This window comes from Pseudomonas sp. S34, assembly GCF_009866745.1.
GTDB lineage: Bacteria > Pseudomonadota > Gammaproteobacteria > Pseudomonadales > Pseudomonadaceae > Aquipseudomonas > Aquipseudomonas jessenii.
In genome coordinates this window covers 5687500-5707085 of the sequence record NZ_CP019398.1, presented here as the reverse complement: position 1 = coordinate 5707085, position 19586 = coordinate 5687500, and the positions used below count along the sequence as shown (strand labels likewise).

General features: G+C 57.1%; 17 protein-coding genes and 1 tRNA gene. 9 read left to right on the top strand and 9 right to left on the bottom strand.

Annotated elements, in window-relative coordinates; translation table 11 throughout:
- Window positions 1-13 precede the first annotated feature (13 nt).
- The 3 genes from PspS34_RS25635 to PspS34_RS25625 form a co-directional block, all read right to left on the bottom strand.
- The gene (locus PspS34_RS25635) at window positions 14-442 is read right to left on the bottom strand and encodes a hypothetical protein (protein WP_102670864.1); all 429 of its coding nucleotides are present in this window, start codon (window positions 440-442) and stop codon (window positions 14-16) included.
- On the bottom strand, window positions 432-1034 hold the full coding sequence (locus tag PspS34_RS25630) for a nucleotidyltransferase domain-containing protein (RefSeq protein WP_154861037.1): 603 nt from the start codon (window positions 1032-1034) through the stop codon (window positions 432-434). Before PspS34_RS25630 ends, PspS34_RS25635 begins: the two co-directional genes overlap by 11 nt.
- 68 nt (window positions 1035-1102) lie before the next feature.
- Window positions 1103-1423, bottom strand: a complete 321-nt coding sequence (locus PspS34_RS25625) for a DUF3077 domain-containing protein (RefSeq protein WP_057713050.1) — start codon at window positions 1421-1423, stop codon at window positions 1103-1105.
- A 592-nt stretch (window positions 1424-2015) separates the two neighbouring features.
- Here PspS34_RS25625 and PspS34_RS25620 point away from each other — a divergent pair.
- The 9 genes from PspS34_RS25620 (at window position 2016) to PspS34_RS25580 (ending at window position 7803) form a co-directional block, all read left to right on the top strand.
- The gene (locus PspS34_RS25620; protein ID WP_159390356.1) at window positions 2016-3230 is read left to right on the top strand and encodes a site-specific integrase; all 1215 of its coding nucleotides are present in this window, start codon (window positions 2016-2018) and stop codon (window positions 3228-3230) included.
- 91 nt (window positions 3231-3321) lie between these two features.
- On the top strand, window positions 3322-3966 hold the full coding sequence (locus tag PspS34_RS25615; protein ID WP_159390355.1) for a hypothetical protein: 645 nt from the start codon (window positions 3322-3324) through the stop codon (window positions 3964-3966).
- Window positions 3967-4054: 88 nt separating this feature from the next.
- Complete coding sequence (locus PspS34_RS25610) at window positions 4055-4327, top strand: helix-turn-helix domain-containing protein (RefSeq protein WP_034147393.1); 273 nt, start codon at window positions 4055-4057, stop codon at window positions 4325-4327.
- A gap of 1 nt (window position 4328) precedes the next feature.
- The gene (locus PspS34_RS25605) at window positions 4329-4664 is read left to right on the top strand and encodes a hypothetical protein (protein ID WP_159390354.1); all 336 of its coding nucleotides are present in this window, start codon (window positions 4329-4331) and stop codon (window positions 4662-4664) included.
- 3 nt (window positions 4665-4667) lie between these two features.
- A complete protein-coding gene (locus PspS34_RS25600; RefSeq protein ID WP_159390353.1) occupies window positions 4668-4838 on the top strand; it encodes a hypothetical protein in 171 nt (56 codons plus the stop codon).
- Window positions 4835-5656: a hypothetical protein gene (locus PspS34_RS25595; protein WP_159390352.1), complete on the top strand. Its 822-nt coding sequence runs from the start codon at window positions 4835-4837 to the stop codon at window positions 5654-5656. Before PspS34_RS25600 ends, PspS34_RS25595 begins: the two co-directional genes overlap by 4 nt.
- A gap of 83 nt (window positions 5657-5739) precedes the next feature.
- On the top strand, window positions 5740-5937 hold the full coding sequence (locus PspS34_RS25590) for a ribbon-helix-helix protein, CopG family (RefSeq protein ID WP_159390351.1): 198 nt from the start codon (window positions 5740-5742) through the stop codon (window positions 5935-5937).
- 575 nt (window positions 5938-6512) lie between these two features.
- Window positions 6513-7241 carry a hypothetical protein gene (locus tag PspS34_RS25585; RefSeq protein WP_159390350.1) on the top strand — a complete coding sequence of 243 codons (729 nt, stop codon included), beginning with the start codon at window positions 6513-6515 and terminating at the stop codon, window positions 7239-7241.
- A 49-nt stretch (window positions 7242-7290) separates the two neighbouring features.
- The gene (locus PspS34_RS25580) at window positions 7291-7803 is read left to right on the top strand and encodes a LysR family transcriptional regulator (protein ID WP_238786588.1); all 513 of its coding nucleotides are present in this window, start codon (window positions 7291-7293) and stop codon (window positions 7801-7803) included.
- Between the two features lie 99 nt (window positions 7804-7902).
- Here the strand turns inward: PspS34_RS25580 and PspS34_RS25575 are convergent, their stop codons facing one another.
- The 6 genes from PspS34_RS25575 to PspS34_RS25550 all read right to left on the bottom strand — a co-directional run bounded on the left by PspS34_RS25575 (window position 7903) and on the right by PspS34_RS25550 (window position 19497).
- Complete coding sequence (locus PspS34_RS25575) at window positions 7903-8886, bottom strand: hypothetical protein (RefSeq protein ID WP_159390349.1); 984 nt, start codon at window positions 8884-8886, stop codon at window positions 7903-7905.
- Window positions 8883-10202, bottom strand: coding sequence for a restriction endonuclease subunit S (locus PspS34_RS25570; RefSeq protein WP_159390348.1), 1320 nt, complete (start codon window positions 10200-10202; stop codon window positions 8883-8885). The genes PspS34_RS25575 and PspS34_RS25570 overlap by 4 nt, the downstream gene beginning before the upstream one ends.
- Window positions 10195-11742 (bottom strand): N-6 DNA methylase, encoded by a 1548-nt coding sequence (locus tag PspS34_RS25565; protein ID WP_159390347.1) that lies wholly within the window; start codon window positions 11740-11742, stop codon window positions 10195-10197. The genes PspS34_RS25570 and PspS34_RS25565 overlap by 8 nt, the downstream gene beginning before the upstream one ends.
- Before the next feature lie 151 nt (window positions 11743-11893).
- Window positions 11894-15370, bottom strand: a complete 3477-nt coding sequence (gene hsdR, locus PspS34_RS25560; RefSeq protein WP_159390346.1) for a type I restriction-modification system endonuclease — start codon at window positions 15368-15370, stop codon at window positions 11894-11896.
- Window positions 15371-15658: 288 nt separating this feature from the next.
- Window positions 15659-15735: transfer RNA gene (locus PspS34_RS25555), tRNA-Ile, on the bottom strand.
- 15 nt (window positions 15736-15750) lie between these two features.
- The gene (locus tag PspS34_RS25550; protein WP_150814000.1) at window positions 15751-19497 is read right to left on the bottom strand and encodes a bifunctional diguanylate cyclase/phosphodiesterase; all 3747 of its coding nucleotides are present in this window, start codon (window positions 19495-19497) and stop codon (window positions 15751-15753) included.
- Window positions 19498-19586: the final 89 nt, after the last annotated feature.

The window sequence follows — 19586 nt, the reverse complement described above, 5'->3', positions numbered from 1 at the left end:
AAGAGCTGAAGTGTTATTTGCTATCAAACATTGTGTCTTGTACCCGTAGCAACAGTGCATCAGTCGCCCCTAGTAGCTCAGCCAGAAGGGTTTCGTCCACATCCATATAACCTTCGTACTCAGCTAGATTGCGGCGCTCGTGACAAAGCGCAAACAGGCGAACCTGGATTTTGTTCAGACCGAGAGTATGTACAAGGCACTGAAACACCAGATAACGGCGGTCAGAGCGAAAACCCTGTAGACGCATGGCCGTCAGTGCCAGGGCATGTGCAGCGTTGTAGGCGAGGTCGAAGCGACTGGCGAAGGACAGGGCCGAACTGTGAGCATCCTTCAAACGGTCCGTGGCCGATCTAAGCAGCCCTTCACATTCCTTGCGATCTGGAGGTTCGGCTTTGAGGCCGCCGCTACGCACCAGGTTCTCCAGATTTTCGTTACTGCCCATCGGCTACCTCTGCTGGATTGCGGCCAATCAAATCAATTTTGTCCTGTTGTTCAACCCGCACTACAAAACTGTTGCCGGCCGCCTTCTTGGCTTGCCAGTCGGCCAGGGTGTAGAGCGTTGGGTTAATGGTGCGGCCTAGTTGTTCCTCTACGGGTAGTACCCGTTCCATCAAGTCGCTGTAACTGAGATTTTCACCAATCAGCATCAGGTCAATGTCACTGCCTGCGTGCTCGTTACCCTTGGCAATGGAGCCATAGATGAACGCCCATACCAACTGATCATTCAGCGGAGTCAAGGCCGCACGCAGCTGCTCTGCAATGCCAAAAGTCTTACGCACTATCCCAAGCAGTTCTGCATAGATGGGGCACTCAGGGTTGGCTTGGTAGTGCGTCTGATTACCCCGTCGACTCATGGTGAGAATGCCTGCGCTATGCAGACGCTCCAGCTCACGCATCAGGCTGCCCTTGCCGACCTGTGCCCAGCGGGATATTTCATTGGCATAGAAGCTCTGATCCGGTTTGCCATACAACATGCCCAGCACTTTTTGCTGGGTGGCAGTAAAGAGAGCATCGCTTAGCGGGATGGCAGGCATGGTCGGTTCTATAAGTCCCAAAAAGGGAACGATAGGTCCCTTTTTGGGAATTATCAACTTTGCCGTGATTATGTGTTTTTCGATGGGTCTGCTTCCTTTCTCATTTGAACAGGCCGGCGCGTCAGCACCTTTACCACATCATCAATCACCGCTTTGCTCATCGTCGTCAGGTAATGCGCGGCCCAGGCGTGGCGGTCGGAGTCTTGGGAGTAGGCGGCGTCCACGATGAGGGACTTGGCGAGGAACAGCAGGTCGGAGGCTTGGGCCAGAGCGTCGGCGATGGGGACGTTGCGGCAGACGTGGAACAGAGGTTGATCCGAGAGGTACAGGAAGGGTGTGAAACCGGCGGTTTTCAGGTCTGAGGGTGCGGGTGAATCTGCTTCAGTCATGGTTTTACTCCTGGGTTCTAGGAGCCGCCACAATCGTTTCCAAGCGAATGGGTGACGGCTGTACGCAGGTTGGAAAACCGGGAACCTAGGAACCGGCACGCCCGAAGGCGTCCCACGCACAGCCGTCATAACTCAGGATCACACAATACAAGCAATCGTGATGAGGGCGCTGTTGCGGCTAGAGTTCGGCGGGTTTCCAAGCCCGATCGCTGAATGGTCAGCGACGTCCGGAGACTATCCCGTCGAAGAAAAGGGCAACAAGGCGGCAAAGTGCCCAAATAGAAGATTCGGAGTTTGCCTACAAGGTCTGCGGGCGTCATCCGATAAAGCGAGAGCTTAAGTAAACAAAACTAAACGCCAGGCACGAAAAAGCCGCGCATTGCGCGGCTTTCTTGTTTGGTGGGCCCACACGGACTTGAACCGTGGACCAAAGGATTATGAGTCTCTTTTTCCTCGTTTTACCCAGTTTTACCAGTATCGATAAGGCCTTGTATTTATTGGGTCTTAGTCATAATCTTGCTATACGAAGTTTAACGCTTTTCGACCGTCGGTGATTGACCGGTGATTGACAGCTCAGTTCGGAAAGCATGCAGTGAACACGACAAAAACCGCCTTCAGTTTCACCAAGACTGCCTTGGACGGAATCAAGCCGACCGATAAGCGTGCTTGGTATCGGGACGCAAAAACCCTAGGGCTTTCCCTTTGTGTTACTCCGGCAGGCTCCAAGACCTTCTATGTAATTCGTCGCGTCGCGGGCATGGGGCGCAAGGGCAATAACGAATTCATACGCTTGGGGACGTTTCCCGACATGACAGTCGAACAGGCCCGCGTCGGAGCCCGGCAGAAGCTCAAGAGCCTGAATGCCGGCGAGAGTGTTCGTGCCGCTGCCACTGCCAGAAAAGAAGAGCTGACCGTTGGCGACTTATGGGGTGTCTGGAAAAGCGAGCGTGCAGTCGGGCCGACCCCTGACAAGCCGATCAAGCGCAGTTGGAGGAAGGATCAGCGGCTGTATGACTGCCACTTGAAAGAACGAGCCAAGCGTCGAGTAAGTGAGCTCACCTCCACCCTGGCCGGTAAGATTTTTCGCGACGTGACAGTTGCGAGCGGGCCTGTAGAAGCGAACCACGTGAAACGGCTGGCCCGTGCCATGTGGAACCATGCCATCAAGCATCACGGCCTGGACCTGCGTAATCCTTGGTCAACGCTCAAGGACAACCACGAAGTTCGGCGAGAAGAGTGGATCAAACCCTCGCAAATGCCGGCTTTGTTCAAGGCCATCGACGCCGTGGGCAACCGGGACGTAGCGGATATGATCAGGTTGTGCCTGTTCACGGGGGCACGCTCTGGAAACGTCAAGGCGATGCGCTGGGACCAGTTGGACCTGGATACTGCTATTTGGACGATACCCAGCAGTCATCACAAGAACAAGCTGATCCATACGATACCGGTGCCACCGCCTGCTCTGAAAATTCTGCGCCAGCGTGTCGGTGTGAGCCGGGATTGGGTTTTTCCAGCACCGACCAAGGCAGGTCATATGGGTGAAATTCGCAAGACCTGGCATGCCGTGCTCAAGGCCTTTGCTGCTGAGTTGGCGCTGCCTGAAATTCCAGACCTTCACATTCATGACCTTCGTCATACCACGGCAAGCTGGCTGGTCGGCCAAGGCGTGAGCCTTCCGATGGTTGGCAAGCTGTTGGGGCACACGACGACCGTGACCACTGCGCGCTATGCCCACTTAGCCACTGATCCGGTGCGCGAGGCATTGGAGAAGATCACAGCAGCGATGGGGCGCACCGCCCCCGCATGATCAAGTTACGGTCAGCCTAGCCCGACGGGCCGAAAGCGGACCTTCTGCCCGCCTGGCTGGTTGCCTTTTGTAGGATGCCTGAAGGAACGATATGGATTTGGATAGCATTGAGTTAGAAGGCATGGAGCTGGGGTATGCCGAGTTCATGGAGTTTGCCGAAGCGGACCGCTCGGGCCACCTTGACCCCGAAAACTTTGGCAACGGCTTTGAAATCAAAGCCGATGGCATATATATCAAAAAGCCCCCAGAAGGTATCGATCTGACACCGAAGGAGCGGGCTGCAATCACCCGGCACCCTAGGGGCCGCCTGAAAGAGCCAGCGTTGGCCTTCCCCTTCACTCCTCGGGAGCTCAAAGTGTTTTTTGATTGGGCTGCACGGGTTGGACATGACATACCCATCGATGAGGATGCGCTGGAGCAGTTGATAGCTGCTCAGAAGACACAATCAGCATTGACTACTCCCCATCCCAAAAGAAAATTCAACGAGTCCGACGCGGCTCTTGGGGCCCACATACGCGAGCGACAACAAGTTTTCTCAGTGCGGGTCCACGAGGAACGAGATGCCCGGGCGGTAGAGCATCAACGCTGGCGCGACGCTGGGGAGGAGATTAAACGAGGGAGACAAAATCCGGTCAGCCGTCGCCAACTAGCTGAGCTGGTAAAGGACTGTCTCGATCTACCAGACAGCGTGGAAACGATCCGCAAGCGTCTCGCAGAGTCTCACTGTAGTGGGTGAGTGGGTGGTGGGTTGGGTACGTCAGCCTTACCCACTGCAGACCGTAATCCTTGACTCCGTCATTACCAGCTAATACGGAGCTATTCACATGACCACCAGCCATGCCGCCAATATTGCCGTGATCAAACTCGAGATTGCCGCACAGCTCGGCTACGACCCGAAAAATCCGCCTGTTCACGTAGGCCCTTCGGAGGCCTCCTGTGTCCTGACGGTGAAGGAAACTACCCTCGCTGTGTGGCGCTCCACTGGCCGCTACAACCTGCCCTTCGTCAAAGTTGGCCGTCTGGTGCGCTATCGCGTAAATGATCTGGCGCAGTTTCTGGACGATCGCACTGCAGGCCATACCGGCGAGGTCGCCTAAAATGATGGAGGAAAACGAGGCCGTCCAACAGGCCGCTCCAAAGAAAAAAACCTTGACTCATCCCGGTCCCAACGCACAAAGCGCCTGCGTTCTGACTCGCCTGCAAACTGCCCTGGCGGGCACGGTCATCACCCAGATTGCGCAGAGCATTCCGATGCCTGCAGCGCTTGTTAAGGCATTGTGTGTGCAAGAGCCCTCCATCAAAACCCCACGTATCACGCTGATCGATGATCGCGCTCGCTCCCGTCATGGTGTGGCGCTTTATTACTTCGGTGCCCAGGCCAACACCAATATCGCCGCTTGCAACGAGCGCAACGCCATTCAGTCAGGGGTTTAAACCATGAAGGATTTTCAACGCTGCCAAGAGGCGGTGACGGTCCCGGCTTGTCTGTTGAAAGTATCTGTTTCGATTCACCTTCAACCGCTGGCCGTCGAGCTGGTGACGCTGGCCGCTGTAGCTGGTCTGTTCGCACTGGAGGATAAACTGACCAAAGCCTTGGTGCTCCAATGACCGTTACCGTCGGGAAATTGCTCCGCCGAGGAGATGAAGTCAGTATCGAGCTTGGTCAGCTTGTCATCCGCCCGTCCGGTGACAAGGACGTTCCTGAAGAGTGGTTGCAGAAACATAAACCCGCTCTTCTGCGCGAAATCCTGATCACGCTCGGTATCGATGCATATGAGTATGGCGGTTATTCGACGGGCAAGTTTGGTCATCAGCAGGCACCAGGTGTGGCGATCCAGCTTCCGTCGTTTGTAGATGGTCTGGATTCCCACGCCATCTTCAATGCGGAGCTGAATCGTGACCGTACTACCAAGGCAGGGGCAAAAGGCTCTGATCTGCCGAAAGGGCACTTTCGCATTGGCAAACGCAGCCATCTCTACCATTTCTGGCAGTCAACTGGCCTTCCCACGCCAAAGCGCCTTTCGTCGCTCCATGACTATCTGGGTAACCTGCGGGGCATCCTGTTCACTGCAAAAATGGTAGCCGGCCGAAAAAACCGGCTGGACACCGCATCGCTCCGCCCCCTTTCCATCACTTCTGCTGAGGTGCGTAATGCCTTTCAGCCGGACAACTGCCGGACAATTGCCGGACAAGCGACGGACAACTGCCGGACAAAAGTGCCGGACAAGGATTTGGCTCCAGCCCAGAAAAATCAAGGTCTCCAGGGGAATCAAACCACGGGGACTGAAAACCACGGTAAAACGGTAATCAGTACAGACGGGTACACGGCAGTCAACGTATCCACCCCATCGCGCAAGCGACCACAAGAGCAAACAGTGGAGGAGTGGCTGGCTGAGTGCTTTCCACCCGATAGTGATCACAACTAATGTCCTCATACATGAGGACATTCACACATCGCTAAACACATGATTAAACGACGTGCCGAGCATCTCTGATTAGGTCAACAACCATGAGCAAAAACAGGATATTCAAGGAAACACCCAAGACCCGGTTGATTGTGTCAGTTGAAACTGAAACCGTGGCCGCGATTGATCGGCTGATCCGTTACCCCAGCGCCAACCGTTCAGAGTTCGTGCGTCTGGCTATCGAGGAGAAGCTGGAGCGTGACGTGGTTCTGTTCCAGAACCGCGCCTCAGTAGCTCCCTAAGCGTATTTGCAACAGTTGGATGATTTTCGTCAGCGCTAGAGCGTGGGAACTTTGATGATTTCTTGAGCAGTACGCGCGCGCGCGCGAAGGGTACAGTATATGGGCCAAGCTACTGGAGCTGTCCATGGGTACCTGGTAGCAGACCAGGCCCGAAATGATAGCGGTAAGTTCTCCGGCCTGGCCTACATCGTCAATGAAATCCCAGTTCCACTGCAGACGGATAATCCGGCGCCGGCAAATCCCCCGCTAGTAAATACTGAGCTTTTAGTGGGGACTGAAAAAGCAGCAAGGGGTCGCCTGACTGCTCCCAGGGGCGAGGACGGAATTTTCGATCAGGTCGCCACGTTTTCCTCGATCCACAGCAGCTCCTCGATTGGTGCCAGCGAAAGCTTGGCCGCGACCTCGGCTGCAACGATGGACAGCTCCAATATTCCCCCTGGGCTATTGTTCACCAAACGACTGTGCAAAGGGTTTGAAGCGGACGCCTTAACGTCCGACTTCTTGGCGGCCGCCCGGGGGCAACTCCGTGGATACCCTTGGGGCAACGTCACCCTGGCATAACTGAGGGCGAAAGGATGAGCGCACGGGATGTCAATCCGGTTTCAACGCATGCAGCCTTGCAGGCGCTGGGCTTCAGGTCTGAGCCGAAGGTGTACTCCGAGCAAGAAACTGGCCTTTCATATGACTTTGGCAGCTTTCAGCTGACAGCGGCCCGCATGATGAACCTGCAAATGCGCGAGGCTTGGCATCTTTCCGGAGTGGTCGCCACATCACGATCCATCGCACAAATCGAATTCGAAATGCCACTGCAGGTTGACTCCGCCGAACAGTGTGCGGCTTGGATTGCATGGGCGCTTGAACACCAGCTTTGCGATGAAAGGCTTGTTGCCAGCATGAAACAAGAGTTGGTGATTCTGGGGTTGCAACATCAATCGACGCTCCCTTGGGTTCGCCAGCAGGCTGCGCATGCAGCCCGCCCACATTGCTGGGTAGAACGCTCATGGATGCGCCTGCTGTTCAAAACTCTGGCTGGGCACGTCAGCAAGGATGACCCAGACGACAGGATTTCAATTCGGTTTGATGGTGCCGTGCTGTCTTTTCATGGGCGAGACTGGACGATACCCGTCCCTGCAAGCGGCAATGCATGGACTGCCCCCTATGCAATCAAGGTTAGAGATTTCAGCAGCTTTCCGGCTCGGTTGATGCAGGCAGAAATCGGCGTGTCGATCTGGGAAGACAAACTAACCATCGGTAACCGCTTTTATCGCGAGATAGCCATTGCCCAGCCTGCCGCACCGAGCTGACATTCGTGACAGGACGCTGATTCATTCCAGGGATTTACAGATCGACTGGTTGCGCACGTTACTGGCAGTCGTGGATACCGGCTCCATGACCGCGGCGGCGCGTCAGGTCGCCCGGTCCAAGTCCGCGGTGAGCATGCAGTTGAAGAAGCTGGAAGACAGCCTCGGTCGGCCGCTGTTCAAGCGCGAGCCGAAGCGACTGACGTTGACCCCTGCCGGGTATGACATGCTAGGCCACGCCCTCAAGCTGCTCGAAGTCCACTCGACGATGGTTGATGCGATGTACGGGCGCGCGGTCTCCGGGCGCGTTACCCTGGGCGTGCCGGATGACTATGCCCTGACCTACCAGATGTCGGCCCTGTACAGCTTCATGACCCGCTTCAGTGAGGTCGAGGTCACATTGGTCTGCGCAGACTCCGCAAGCCTCTGGGCAAAGGTCAACCGCGGCCAGATCGACCTCGCCCTGGTCACCAGCGACGGCCCATCACGGGGCGAACTGCTGATCAGGGAGGCGTTGGTAGTTGTACCAGGTCGCCGATATGGCCATTGGCCTAGGACGTTTTGAGCAGACCCACCGGCAGCATGGCCAGCAGCCATTTCAGGGCGTCGAGTATGGGTTGCAGAATGGTTAAAGTGTCCATTGCAATCCGTTGCGGCATAAGGCCTAGAGGTTGGTGGTGCTTCTGATCAGTCTAATCAAGCGCATGAAGTCAGCGTTATTGCTGTCGTTTTTCCAGCGGTTGGCAAAGCGGCAGACGATCTGCAGGTTGCCAGGGGCATAGTGGCCATTGCTGTCGATGCGGTCGAGAGAGCACAGCTGTTCGTCATCGTCCTGCGCCCGATCCAGCTGCATCGGTATGCCCGTGAGCGCGCACAGACCTTCTTGCATGTGGTACAGCTCTTCAATGTAGAGCTGTAGTTCTTCTTCGTCTGGAAAGCCGAAATCTTTGTTCTTGGCCCAGCGGATTATTTCTTGGCCGTTGGACTGTTGTGTGGTGTCCCATGCGGTGCGTGCCATCCGGTATGCAGCAACTTTGAGGTTGCTAAACGAGCTCACAAGTCCCGCTTTACGCACAGCCGTCTTTTCTCGCCATTCCCGGCGCTCATGCCATGGGGCTAGGTCGTTCCCATGGACAAGCGCCAATGCGTATTCCGCATAGTCGGGGGATAGCTGCTGAAGGGTAGCCTCGGTTGAAAGGAAGTCCCACGCCTTCGGATGCAGCGCGCTCCATTCCAACCGACTACCGCTCAAGCTGACTTTTGCCCAAGGTTTGCAGGGCTTATGGCACACGTAGACAGGCCTGGGAGGCTTGCCGCTGGGGTCTTCGCCAAGTTCAAAGGCCGGAGCATCAGGTAGCGACTCGGTCCACCACAGATCATTCTTCTCGCGGTGAATCCAGATATCGCCGGATGTTTGCGCAATGATGGTCATCAAGTTGAACCAGCGTGATGCCACCCCCAGTGTCGGAACCATGTCTCGAGCAGTTTTCTCATGTTTCAGTGTGGTCTCGATAAAGCCTTCACGGTCGCCTGCAACCCAAAAGCGATGGGTCTTTTCGTTGTTCATAGTGGCAACGGTCGAACGACGAAGGCAGTTGGGCCACTCGTAGTTTTCACGGCCGAAATTGGCGATGAACACCCGCTTCATATGCTTTTTCTTCCTCGCTTGGCCTTGGCCTTGGGCGCGGCGGCGCGTTGGGCTTGGATGCGTGCCAGCAGCTCGCTGGCCGGTTCGTCGCTCGGGTCTTGCGGCACCAGTTCGCCACGGAAGGCTTTGGCCAGGATGCTTTGAGTCAGGTGGTCGATACGACTTTTGGCCGAGGCGACCTTTGCTTCCAGTTGGTCGGCGAAGGTGAAGAGTTGCTCGACGCGGCGGACGATTTCGGTTTGTTCCTCCATTGATGGTAAGCAAATAGTGATCTCTTTCACCTTGTCCAGATTTAGGTTTGGTTGCGCACCACCTACAGCCTGCTTTCTGACTTCTTCGTAGTTTTCTTGTAATCGGATTTTTACAAAATCCTTTTTTGCGAGCGTTTCATTAACGCTGATTGCTGCGCATGCTTGATTGCAAGTCGCCTCAATTTTTAGCTCCGTCACTTGGCCCCTAGTTTTACCCTCACCATACATTGCCATTAACAGTGTGCCTGGCTGGAATAGCTTAAGCGTGCAATCCTTGAGTGCAAACTTGGTCACAAACTGTTCGGCCTCGCTACAAAATTTGGTGCCAGTTAGTGCGCTGGTAAGCCAAGGAATATCCCCGCCCTCCCAGTATTCAGCTTTGCCCCGCTTAGGCGTTTTTCCCGTGGAAACAGAGCAAATTTTTCCAATAGTTGTCACCTTAAAGTCCGCGTCTCTATCGCGCCACTTCTCCGTCAACCGCCCGGAAACCGCTTCGGCGAGAGTGGATTGGCGGAAGCGTTTGAGCAGGGCGGGGATGGCGTCGATACGGGCTTTGAGGGTGTCTACCTGGGCCAGCAATTCATTGAGTTTTAGGGCGATGCGGGTTTGTTCGGCAAGTGGGGCAAGTGGGGCTGGAGCTTTAGAAAAAATGCCTTTATTTACGATGGAAATCGTTGTCGCTGAGGACTTGCTTTCAAGCCACGGCTTTAGTGTCTTGCAGAAATGAAACAAGAAGCTTGGGTTGATTCCTTCATCCGGAATCACTGCGTTGATTTGCTGATTGGTCGCAGAAGCTCTCGTAGTAAGGCCCACTTTTCCTAGGTTTCCAATACAGGTCACAACGATGCTTTGCGGTGGTAGGCTAGGCACCTCTGCCGCGCCAGCGTCAGTCAGAGTGCTTTCTGTTTGAAAAATAAGACCTGAATGATCAAGGTCTCCTGGCTTTATGAAGGGAACATTGCCGTCATAGAAGCGTGGCTCTTTTGTACTGGGGGTTTTACCTGTAACGATTTGGCCAATGTCAGCTAGAGTACAAATCGCCCACCCCTTCGGCAGTTCACTCATCCCCATTCTCCTTCGCTACCACCAGTCCCATCACCTCCGCCATCAAGTGCTTCTGCGCGGTCACTTCATCCCCAGCCCCCAGCGCCTTCATCAGCACTTCCAGCTCGTGCAACGCTTCTGTCAACTCAGCCATAGCCTCGCCCGCCAGAACTTCCGGCGCTGGCAAATCATTAGCATCCAGACTGTCCGCATCCTTCAACCAACTGATATCCAACGAATCCCCACGCTGTTCAATCTGCTCTCGAGTAAACACTCGAAAGCGGCTCAGCTCACCAATACCTTCTACATTCTCCGCACGCGGACTATTGCCATTCGGATCATTCCCGTAGGCATCCTCGAATGGCTTGAGATGGGCAGCGCCGAACGGGGTGCGCTTGCCGAAGCTGGGCATATTGCTGCGCAGGTCGTAGACCCATACACGCTTGGTGCAGCCTTCATCCTGTTGCGGGTTATCCGGGCTGCCTTTATGGAAGAACAGTACGTTGGTCTTCACGCCCTGGGCGTAGAAGATGCCGGTGGGCAGGCGCAGGATGGTGTGCAGATTGCATTTGTCCAACAGGTCGCGGCGCACGTCGGTGCCGACGCCGGCTTCGAACAGCACGTTGTCAGGCAGTACCACGGCCGCGCGGCCGCCAGGTTTGAGGCCCCGATAGATATGCTGGAGGAAGGCCAACTGCTTGTTGCTGGTACGGTAGGTGAGGTCATCGCGGGTCGGGCCGCCGCCGCCCTTGGCGGTGCCAAACGGTGGGTTGGAGAGAATCACATCGACTCTGGGCAGGCCCGCGCCCACTTGGCCTAGGGCGTTACCAAGGTGGACGACGCCCTCGACGTCGCCTTCCATGCCGTGTAGCAGGGTGTTCATCAGCGCCAGACGGCGGGTACCGGGCACCAGTTCGATGCCGACAAAGGCGCGGCTGCGCTGGAAGTGGCGGGCCTTCTCATCCAGTGTGTAGAGCTCGTCGGTGTTGCTCTTGATGTAGGCGTCGGCGGCAATCAGGAAGCCGGCGGTACCGGCGGCCGGGTCCTGGATGGTTTCGCCGGGCTGCGGGCGGATACAGCGGATGATGCTGTCGATCAGCGGGCGCGGAGTGAAGTACTGGCCGGCGCCGGATTTGGTTTCGCTGGCGTTCTTTTCCAGCAGGCCTTCGTAGAGATCACCGAGACCATCTTCGCGGGCGCTGAACCAGTCGATGCCATCGAGGCTCTTGATCAGTTGCTCAAGGTGGCGCGGTTCTTTCAGGCGGGTCTGGGCGTCGGCGTAAATGGCGGCGATTAGTGGGTCGTTGTTCTTGCCCAAATCCAGCAGCATTTGCCGGTAGTGGTCGAGCAGGGTAAGCCCGGACTTCCCTTCGAGGTCAGGCCAGCGGGCACCGATGGGCAACTTGTGGGCGAAGTCGGCGTTGTTCTGCACCTGCTCGTATTCCATCTTGATAAACAGCAGCAGCACCAGCTCGGTGACATAGTCGCTGTAGTTGATGCCGTCGTCGCGGAGGACGTCGCAAAGGTTCCAGAGTTTCTGGACGATGTCGCTGTTGGTCATGGGGCTCTCGTAAAAATTGAATGTGCGGGTGTAGGAGCGAATTCATTCGCGATGGGGGCGACATAATGTGGCCGGTGATCGAGGATAATTTTGCTCGTGCAAAGCCGTGTGTTGGGAGTGCGGTAGTGGCTGCTGCGGTCGTCGAGGATGCTCAACCTGTCTGCGGCCAAAGGTTGTCGTTTAGCGCTTCTATGACGTGATCAAGGTGGCCAGCGAGTAGCTTGTCCAGCCGCTTGGCGCCGCCATCTTGGGCAAAATTTCGGTTGAGCACTTCATGGTCGATTACCACTTCGTGAGTCAGTTGCTTGGCCAGGCGGTCCAGCCATTTGCGCTGCACCGGCGACCAGGAATGTAGGCCGTAGATTTTTTGCATGGCATTGTTTACGCGCTGCCCGAAGGGCAGGAGTGCTTCGCCGATGGCGGCCTGGCGAATGTAGCCAACGATGCTGGCGGCGATTTCCTGGTTGGTCTGATTACGCCAGGCGCTGCTCAGGTTTGCCTCGCTGTAGCCGTTCTGGTCCAGCAGCAGGCGGACTTCGCGAAGCTGTTCACGGGTGAGGTCTTTGGGGCGATTGACTACCACGCCGAGCGCGACGGACTGGTTGAGCTGGTTGTGAATGAACTGGTGGAAGCTCTCCAGGTAGTCTTGCGGTTTCTGGTTACTGCCGTAGTTTTGCTCGCGCAACATCAGCTCGTCGCTGTGGGTGGAGATTACCGGATACTTTTCCGAGCCAAGCAGGGCGCTGACTTCCGCTAATTGGCTAAGCAGGTGGCTATGCTGGCGCACGAAGTTGGCGGCCTGCTGCGGGCCAAGGTCCTGCAGGTGCCTGTGCAATTGCGCCGGCGCAACGCCCCAAGTGTCCTCCAGTTCATTGAGTTTCTTCTGCAGCGTCGGCTTGGTTTCAGCCTTGTGGCTGGCCTTGCGCAGGATGCGCATCACGCGTTGGCTCAGTTGGTCGAGCACGTCATGGGCGTGACTGCTGCCTTCCACGTTGCCGGGGGCGTCGAAACTGCCGCCATGGGTCAGTTCGCTAACCAGTTGCTCCAGCGTAACGTTCGGGTTCTTCACCAGCGGCTTCATGGTGTCGACTTCTTCCAGGCTAGCGTAGAGGTCGACGGGGTCGTAGATGCGGAACACGGTCTTGCCGATGTCGTCACAGCGGCGGGTCGCGCGGCCTTTCATTTGCTCATAGAGAATGCGCGAGCGTACGCGACGCATGAATACCAGGTTGCAGATTGTCGGCACGTCGATGCCGGTGGTGAGCAGGTCGACGGTGATGGCGATGTTAGGGGTGCGCTCGTTCTTGTAGCGCCGGATAAGTTGTTCAACCTTATCACTCTGACCGGTGATGATTTCCACGCTGGCTTGGTTGTATTGATCGCCGTGCAGGTCTTTGAAGGCGTCGTCCAGCAGGTTTTTGACTCGTTCGGCGTGTGCCTGGTTGACGCAGAAGATCATGGTCTTCTCTTCGCCCTGCGGGTCTAGCTCCTGGGCCAGTTGCTCACAGATCACTTTGTCGAAACCGGGGGTGATGACCCGTCGGTTGAAGGATTCGATGTTGAAGTCGAGTTCGTCTTCCAGTTCGGCTACATCGACTTCCCCGGTCTGGGTGTTGATCACGCTGACACTATCGCCCTTGGTGAAATGAATACCGTTCTGGCTCAGCAGGGTTTCATAGCGGATTGGCGGTTCGTGGTCGATCAGCCAGTCCTCAGCCACGGCCTCACGGTAGCTGTAGGTGAATACCGGTTTCCCGAAGATTTCACTGGTGTGTTTGGCAGGGGTGGCAGTGAGGCCGACCTTGCAGGCGTCGAAGTAATCGAGGACGCGGCGGTACTGCGAGAGGTATTGGCCATGATCCCGCACTGCCAGTTCTCCTTCAGTCATTTCCTGGTCGAGGGTGTAACCGCGGTGGGCCTCGTCGACAATGATGCAGTCGAACTCATCTATGGGGGGAGGCGAGTCGGACTGGAAGATGCGCCGCACCATGGCCTGTACCGTGGCTACTTGAATGCGGGTTTCCGCTTCGGCGGCCATGTCGCCGAGTTCCTTGACGTCGTAGATCTGCGCCAGGGTGTGGTTCTGCTCCAGTGGAGCTTCGTTGAAGGCGTCGATAGCCTGTTGGCCAAGAGCACTACGGTCGACCAGAAACAGAATGCGCTTGAAGCGTTCGGCTTTGAGGAAGCGGTACATCAGACCGATGATTGTGCGAGTCTTACCGGTGCCGGTGGCCATGGCGAGTAGACAGTCACGCTGATTGTCAGCTAGCGCCTGCTCCACTGCGCGGATGGCATTTTCCTGATAGTCACGTAGCTTGAGATAGGCGAAACCTTCCTGTTGCAGCTGCGCCTCGGCTTCTTCGCGGCCGCGCTTGAGCAAGTCGAGCAGGCCAGCTGGAGTATGGAAGTCTTGCAGTGGTCGGCGCAGGTACGCTGGGCTGCGCAGATCACGAAACCAGATGCCCGACTGTTCTGCCAATTGTTTGATATAGGGCCGGCCGTTGCAGGCGAAGGCGAAGGGTATGTGGAAGTTACCGCCTTGACCGTCGAGCCATGGCTGACTCAAGCCGGAAAGCTGCCAGCCGTTGTGGTGTTCGCCCGCGAGGACAAATTGGCGGGAGTAGCGTTCTGCCTGGGGTATGCGATTGGCAATGTTGATGCGTTTGCGTTTTGCTTCTACCACGGCCATGGGTATGAGCCCAGCGAACAGCACATAATCGGCATCCTCCCCTGGCTTACTGGTAGGCCATTCGGCGATGGCCTTGTTCTTTCCCTTCTCTGGGCGTGCACCCTTGCTGTACTTGAGATCCAGCGAATCTGCTTCCCAACCGGCTTCAATCAGTTGCTGATCGATCAGGATGCGGGTGAGGTCCTCGTTGAGGTCAAAGCTGCTGCTGGCCTGCTGAGTCTTGTGCATAACCAGCTGCGTAGTCTGCGGTTTGGCTGCGAGCTCCTGCTGTAGTGCTTTGACGCGCTGCTCGAACTCATCGCGCAAGTTGTTTAGTTCGGCTTCGTGTGCCTCGGCGAGTTGCTTGTGGCTACGTGACTCCGCATCCATCTGCTCGGCAAGAACGGCATATTCCTCGGCCTCGCGCTTTTTCAGCTCGGCGAGTTGCTGGTTCGATTCCAGTTGTTGATTGGACTCATTGAGCTGGGCTTTGAGTCGTTCGATCTGGCTTTGCAGGTCGCGCAGCGGAACGCTGGGGTCTGCCGGTATAGCGAAGGGGCCTGGTTTGAAGGCGCTGCCTGACTTGCCCAACGCTTTATGGAACCACACGCTCAGCTCACGTGCCACCTTAAGGCCGTCCAGAGCATCGCGGTGGAGTGTGTGGAAACCGTGGGTAGCCTTGTTGCCTTCGATGCGCAGGGTGTGGAACAGGCTGACGATGTTGCGATCAAGCTGGATTTCGCGGCCGAGCTTGTAGAGCAAGTCAGCCTGCGTAGTGTTGGAGTCGAATTCGATGCCGGCGCGACTGGCCAGGTCCTGCGCCAACGCTTCTCCCAGTTGCCGAAGCTTTATCAGCGTGGTGTTGGGGTCGCTGGCGAACACGTGCTCGGCCGTATTGGCGAGCTGAAACAATACAGGGTCGTGTTCCTGGAGGAAGGCAAAGTTACTGCTTGTGGTCATCGTCAATCCTTCGCGAAAGTCTTATGCCTCTGGCCATGAGTGAGATTGCGCCTAGCTTTACGAAAGTTACCGTAATGATATGCACATGGCCAGTTGCTCAAACGTGCTTCTCCTCGGATAAGCAAAGACGTCTCATCAGGAGCCAATCGGGAAACTAGCTGGCATTTTGAGAAAAATCGGGATGGAAAGACGTGCGGCGCAGCTGCTACTCAAGGTCGAGGTGATTGACCGGTGATTGACGGCTGGGTTTTTGAGAAAGGGGTTGAGATCACAACCCCTTGATTTTATTGGTGGGCCCACACGGACTTGAACCGTGGACCAAAGGATTATGAGTCCTCTGCTCTAACCAACTGAGCTATAGGCCCTCAGTAGGTCGCGGATTATAGCGACGGTTTTGCGACTGTGCTATCCGAAAAAGCCTTTACTGCTGTACGAAGAAACGTTGCGGCAAATTCGTCGGGGGGTAGGGGCAGGCTGACGATGTAGCCCTGGATTTGTTCACAGCCTTCGGCGGCGAGGAATTGCTGTTGCGCGTGGGTCTCGACCCCTTCGGCAATCACGGTGAACTGCATGCTGCGTCCGAGGGCGATGATGGCGCGGACGATCGCCGCGTCGTGGGGGTCGTCCGGCAGGCCGCGGACGAAGGACTGGTCGATCTTGAGGATGTCCAGCGGCAGGCGCTTGAGGTAACTCAAGGACGAGTAGCCGGTGCCGAAGTCATCGATGGCCAGTTGCACGCCCAGTTGTTTGAGTTGATGCAATACCGCCAGCGCTTCCTCTGCCTGGCTCATGATGAAGTTTTCGGTGATTTCCAGTTGCAGGAAACCGGGGTTGAGACCGTTGTCCTTGAGCAACTGTTCGATGCGGCCCAGCAGGTTGGGTTGGCGCAGTTGGGCGCCGGCCAGGTTGACCGACAGCGGGCCGGGATTTTCGTACAGCCGGTGCCATTCGGCCATCTGCCGGCAGGCGGTTTCCAGGACCCAGTCGCCGATTTGCAGGATCATGCCGTTTTCTTCGGCCAGCGGGATGAAGTGTTCCCGCGGCACGTCGCCAAAGGTCGGATGGTGCCAGCGGATCAGGGCTTCGGCGCCGACCAGGCTGTAGTCTTCGAGGCTGATTTTCGGTTGGTAGCACAGGCGCAACTCGTTGCGCTCGATGGCACGGCGCAGTTCGTGTTCCAGCGCCACGCGTTCACTGGCCTGGGCGGTTAGGTCGCGGGTGTAGCTTTCGACACGGTTGCGGCCCTTGGCCTTGGAGCGGTACATCGCGGCGTCGGCGTTCTTGATCAGTGTGGCAACGTCGCAGCCATCCTTCGGATAGAGGCTGGTGCCGATGCTGGCGCTGATGAAGAACTCGTGTTCACCGGCCTGGAACGGCGCGGCGAAACAGTTGAGAAGTTTGGTGGCGATGTGGTCGGCATCGCTGGATTGTTGCAGGCCCGGCAGCAGGATAATGAATTCGTCACCCCCCAGGCGCGCCACGGTATCGATGTCACGCAACTGCTCCTTGAGGCGCACGGCAATGCCCTTGAGCAGCAGGTCGCCGACCGGGTGGCCGAGGCTGTCGTTGATGTGTTTGAAGCGGTCGAGGTCGAGGAACAGCACCGCGCCCTGGCCGCCGTTTTCCTGCTGGCTGTTGAGCGCCGTCAGCAGGCGGCTTTCGAACAGCGTACGGTTCGGCAGGCCGGTCAGCGGGTCGTGGTGTGCCTGGTAGTCGAGTTTGGCCTGGGCGTGCTTGAGGCTGGAAATGTCGGCGAACACCGCGACAAAGTGGGTGATGAAGTTCTCCCGGTTGCGCACGGCACTAATGGTCAGCCAGCTTGGATACAGCTCGCCATTCTTGCGTCGGTTGGAAATCTCGCCTTGCCAGTGGCCTTCGGCGGTCAATTGATGCCACATGGCCGCGTAGAACGCGCTGTCATGCAGGCCCGAGGCGAGCAGGCGTGGCGTGTGGCCCAGGGCTTCGCTTTCGCTGTAACCGGTGATTTCGGTGAAAGCACGGTTGACCGCGCTGATGTGCTGTTGGGTGTCGGTGATCAATACGCCTTCGGCGGTGCTTTCGAACACGGTGGCGGCCTGTTGCAGTTTTTCCTGCATCAGGTGCCGCTCGGTGATGTCCCGGGCGATGGTCAGCATGCAGTCGTCATCGCCAATCGGCAGTGGTCGGCTGGATACTTCACAGAGTCGGATCTGCCCGTCGCTGCGGCGGATATGGCAGCTGAAGTCGCGGACAAAACCATCGCGGCGCAGCAGATCGAGCATTTGCTTGCGTTCATTGAGGTTGACCCAGATCCCCAGGTCCAGCGCCGAACGATCCACCGACATGGCGCTGTTGAACCCGGTGATGCGGCTAAAACCGTCGTTGACCTCCAACAGCAAGCCATCGCTTTGCCGTGACAGCAGCAAACCGTCGGGGGAGGCGTGGAAGGCCTTGGCGAACTTTTCTTCGGATGTTTGCAGCTGTTGCTGGGTTTCCTTGAGTTGGGTGATGTCCCGCACCACGACCACCAGCGCCGGTGTCATGTCGAGGTCGAACGGTTCGGCGGAGATCAGGCCGGTAAACACCTGGCCGTTGCTGCGGCGAAAGGGCATTTCCAGGTTGCGGATGCTGCCGGCCTGCAAGCGTTGCAGCAGGCCCGGCCCGACACCGGGAATCCCCCAGATGTTCAGGTTGGTGGCGGTCTGGCCAATGACGTCCTCGGCCTTGAGGCCGATTTGCTCCTCGAACGCTTCGTTGACCTCCAGCAGGCAACCGTCGCTCAGGCGCGCGATCACCAGAATGTCCGGGCATTGCTGGAACACGGAGGCAAATTTCTGTTCCGACAGGCGCAGTGCTTCTTCAGTGCGCTTGGCGTCGGTGATATCGATCATCAAGCCGCGCAGCACCGGCTCATGCCCGTGCTCGATCAGGCTGACGATATCTCGCACCCACAGGCAGCGGCCGTCGGCGGTGATCACCCGGTAATCGAGGCGGTGATCGCGCCCGGCCAGTACTTCGTGATCGCAGAAGGTCTGGGCTCGGGTCAGGTCGGCGGGGTGAATGATGTTGCGCCAGAAGCCTGGAATCAGCCAATGGGACAGGGGATAACCGAGAAGGTCTTCGGCGTGGGGCGATACATAGCTGTAGGTGAAGTCCGTGACTTTTGCTTCCCAGGCGATTGCCGACAGGCTCTCCACCAGGCCGCGGTAGTGGTATTCGCTGCTGCGCAGTTCCTGTTCAAGGTCGACCCGGCGGGCGATTTCCGAGCTCAAGCGGCGGTTGATGCGGATAACCACCGCCAGCACGGTAGTCAGCAGCAGCAATCCGGGCAGGCCGTACACCAGCAAGTCACTCCAGAAAGTTCGATGATCGAGGACGTTCCCGACCCAATGCTCCTGAATGGCGCTGATTTCAGCCGGGCTCATGTCCGCCAGGACTTTGTCGAGAATGCCGACCAGCATCTTGTTGTTGCGGGGTACACCCATGGCCAGTTGATAGCGATAGGGCGTTTCACCGCTGACATACAACCCATCGAGCTTGAGTTGGCGCAGGCTCCAGACGCTGGAAGCCAGATCGCCTACCACTGCGTCTACTTCGTCGATGGCCAGCGCCTGCAGCGCCGAACTGACGTTGGGCATCGCCACAAGGTTCAAGTCAGGATGGTGGGTGCGCAGCAGTTCGTGGGGGGCGTAGTTTTCCACCACGGCGATTTTCAGGCCGTACAGGTCTTTCAGGTTATGTGGCTGAGGACCCCCGACATGGGCCAGGATGACAATCGGAAAATCCAGATAGGGGCGGGTGAACGACAGGTAATTCTGGCGTTCCGGGGTCGACATGATGCCCGGCAGCAGGTCCAGCTTGCCCTTCTTGGCCTGTTCCAGGACGGCGGTCCAGCTCACCGGCTCGATGGGCGTGAGCCGGGTTGCCAGCCTTTTGCGGATGACCTCAATGTAATCCGCGGCAAGGCCCTGGTAGCGGCCCTCATCGTCACGAAACTCGAAGGGCGGCCATGAAGCATCGACACCCAGACGCAATTCCGGGTGAGCCGCCAGCCAGCTACGTTCTTCGTCAGTGAGAGTCAGCGCGCCAGCCGTTGCGGTCCAGGTCATCAGCGACAGCAAAAAAAGCACGGTCGGCAGTCTGGGCATAACGGTCTCGTTATGGCTCGGGGGAATGTTTCGAGTGTAGACGGCTACAGGGCGGAGGGGGGAAGCAGGGGGATTTAATCTGTACAAAG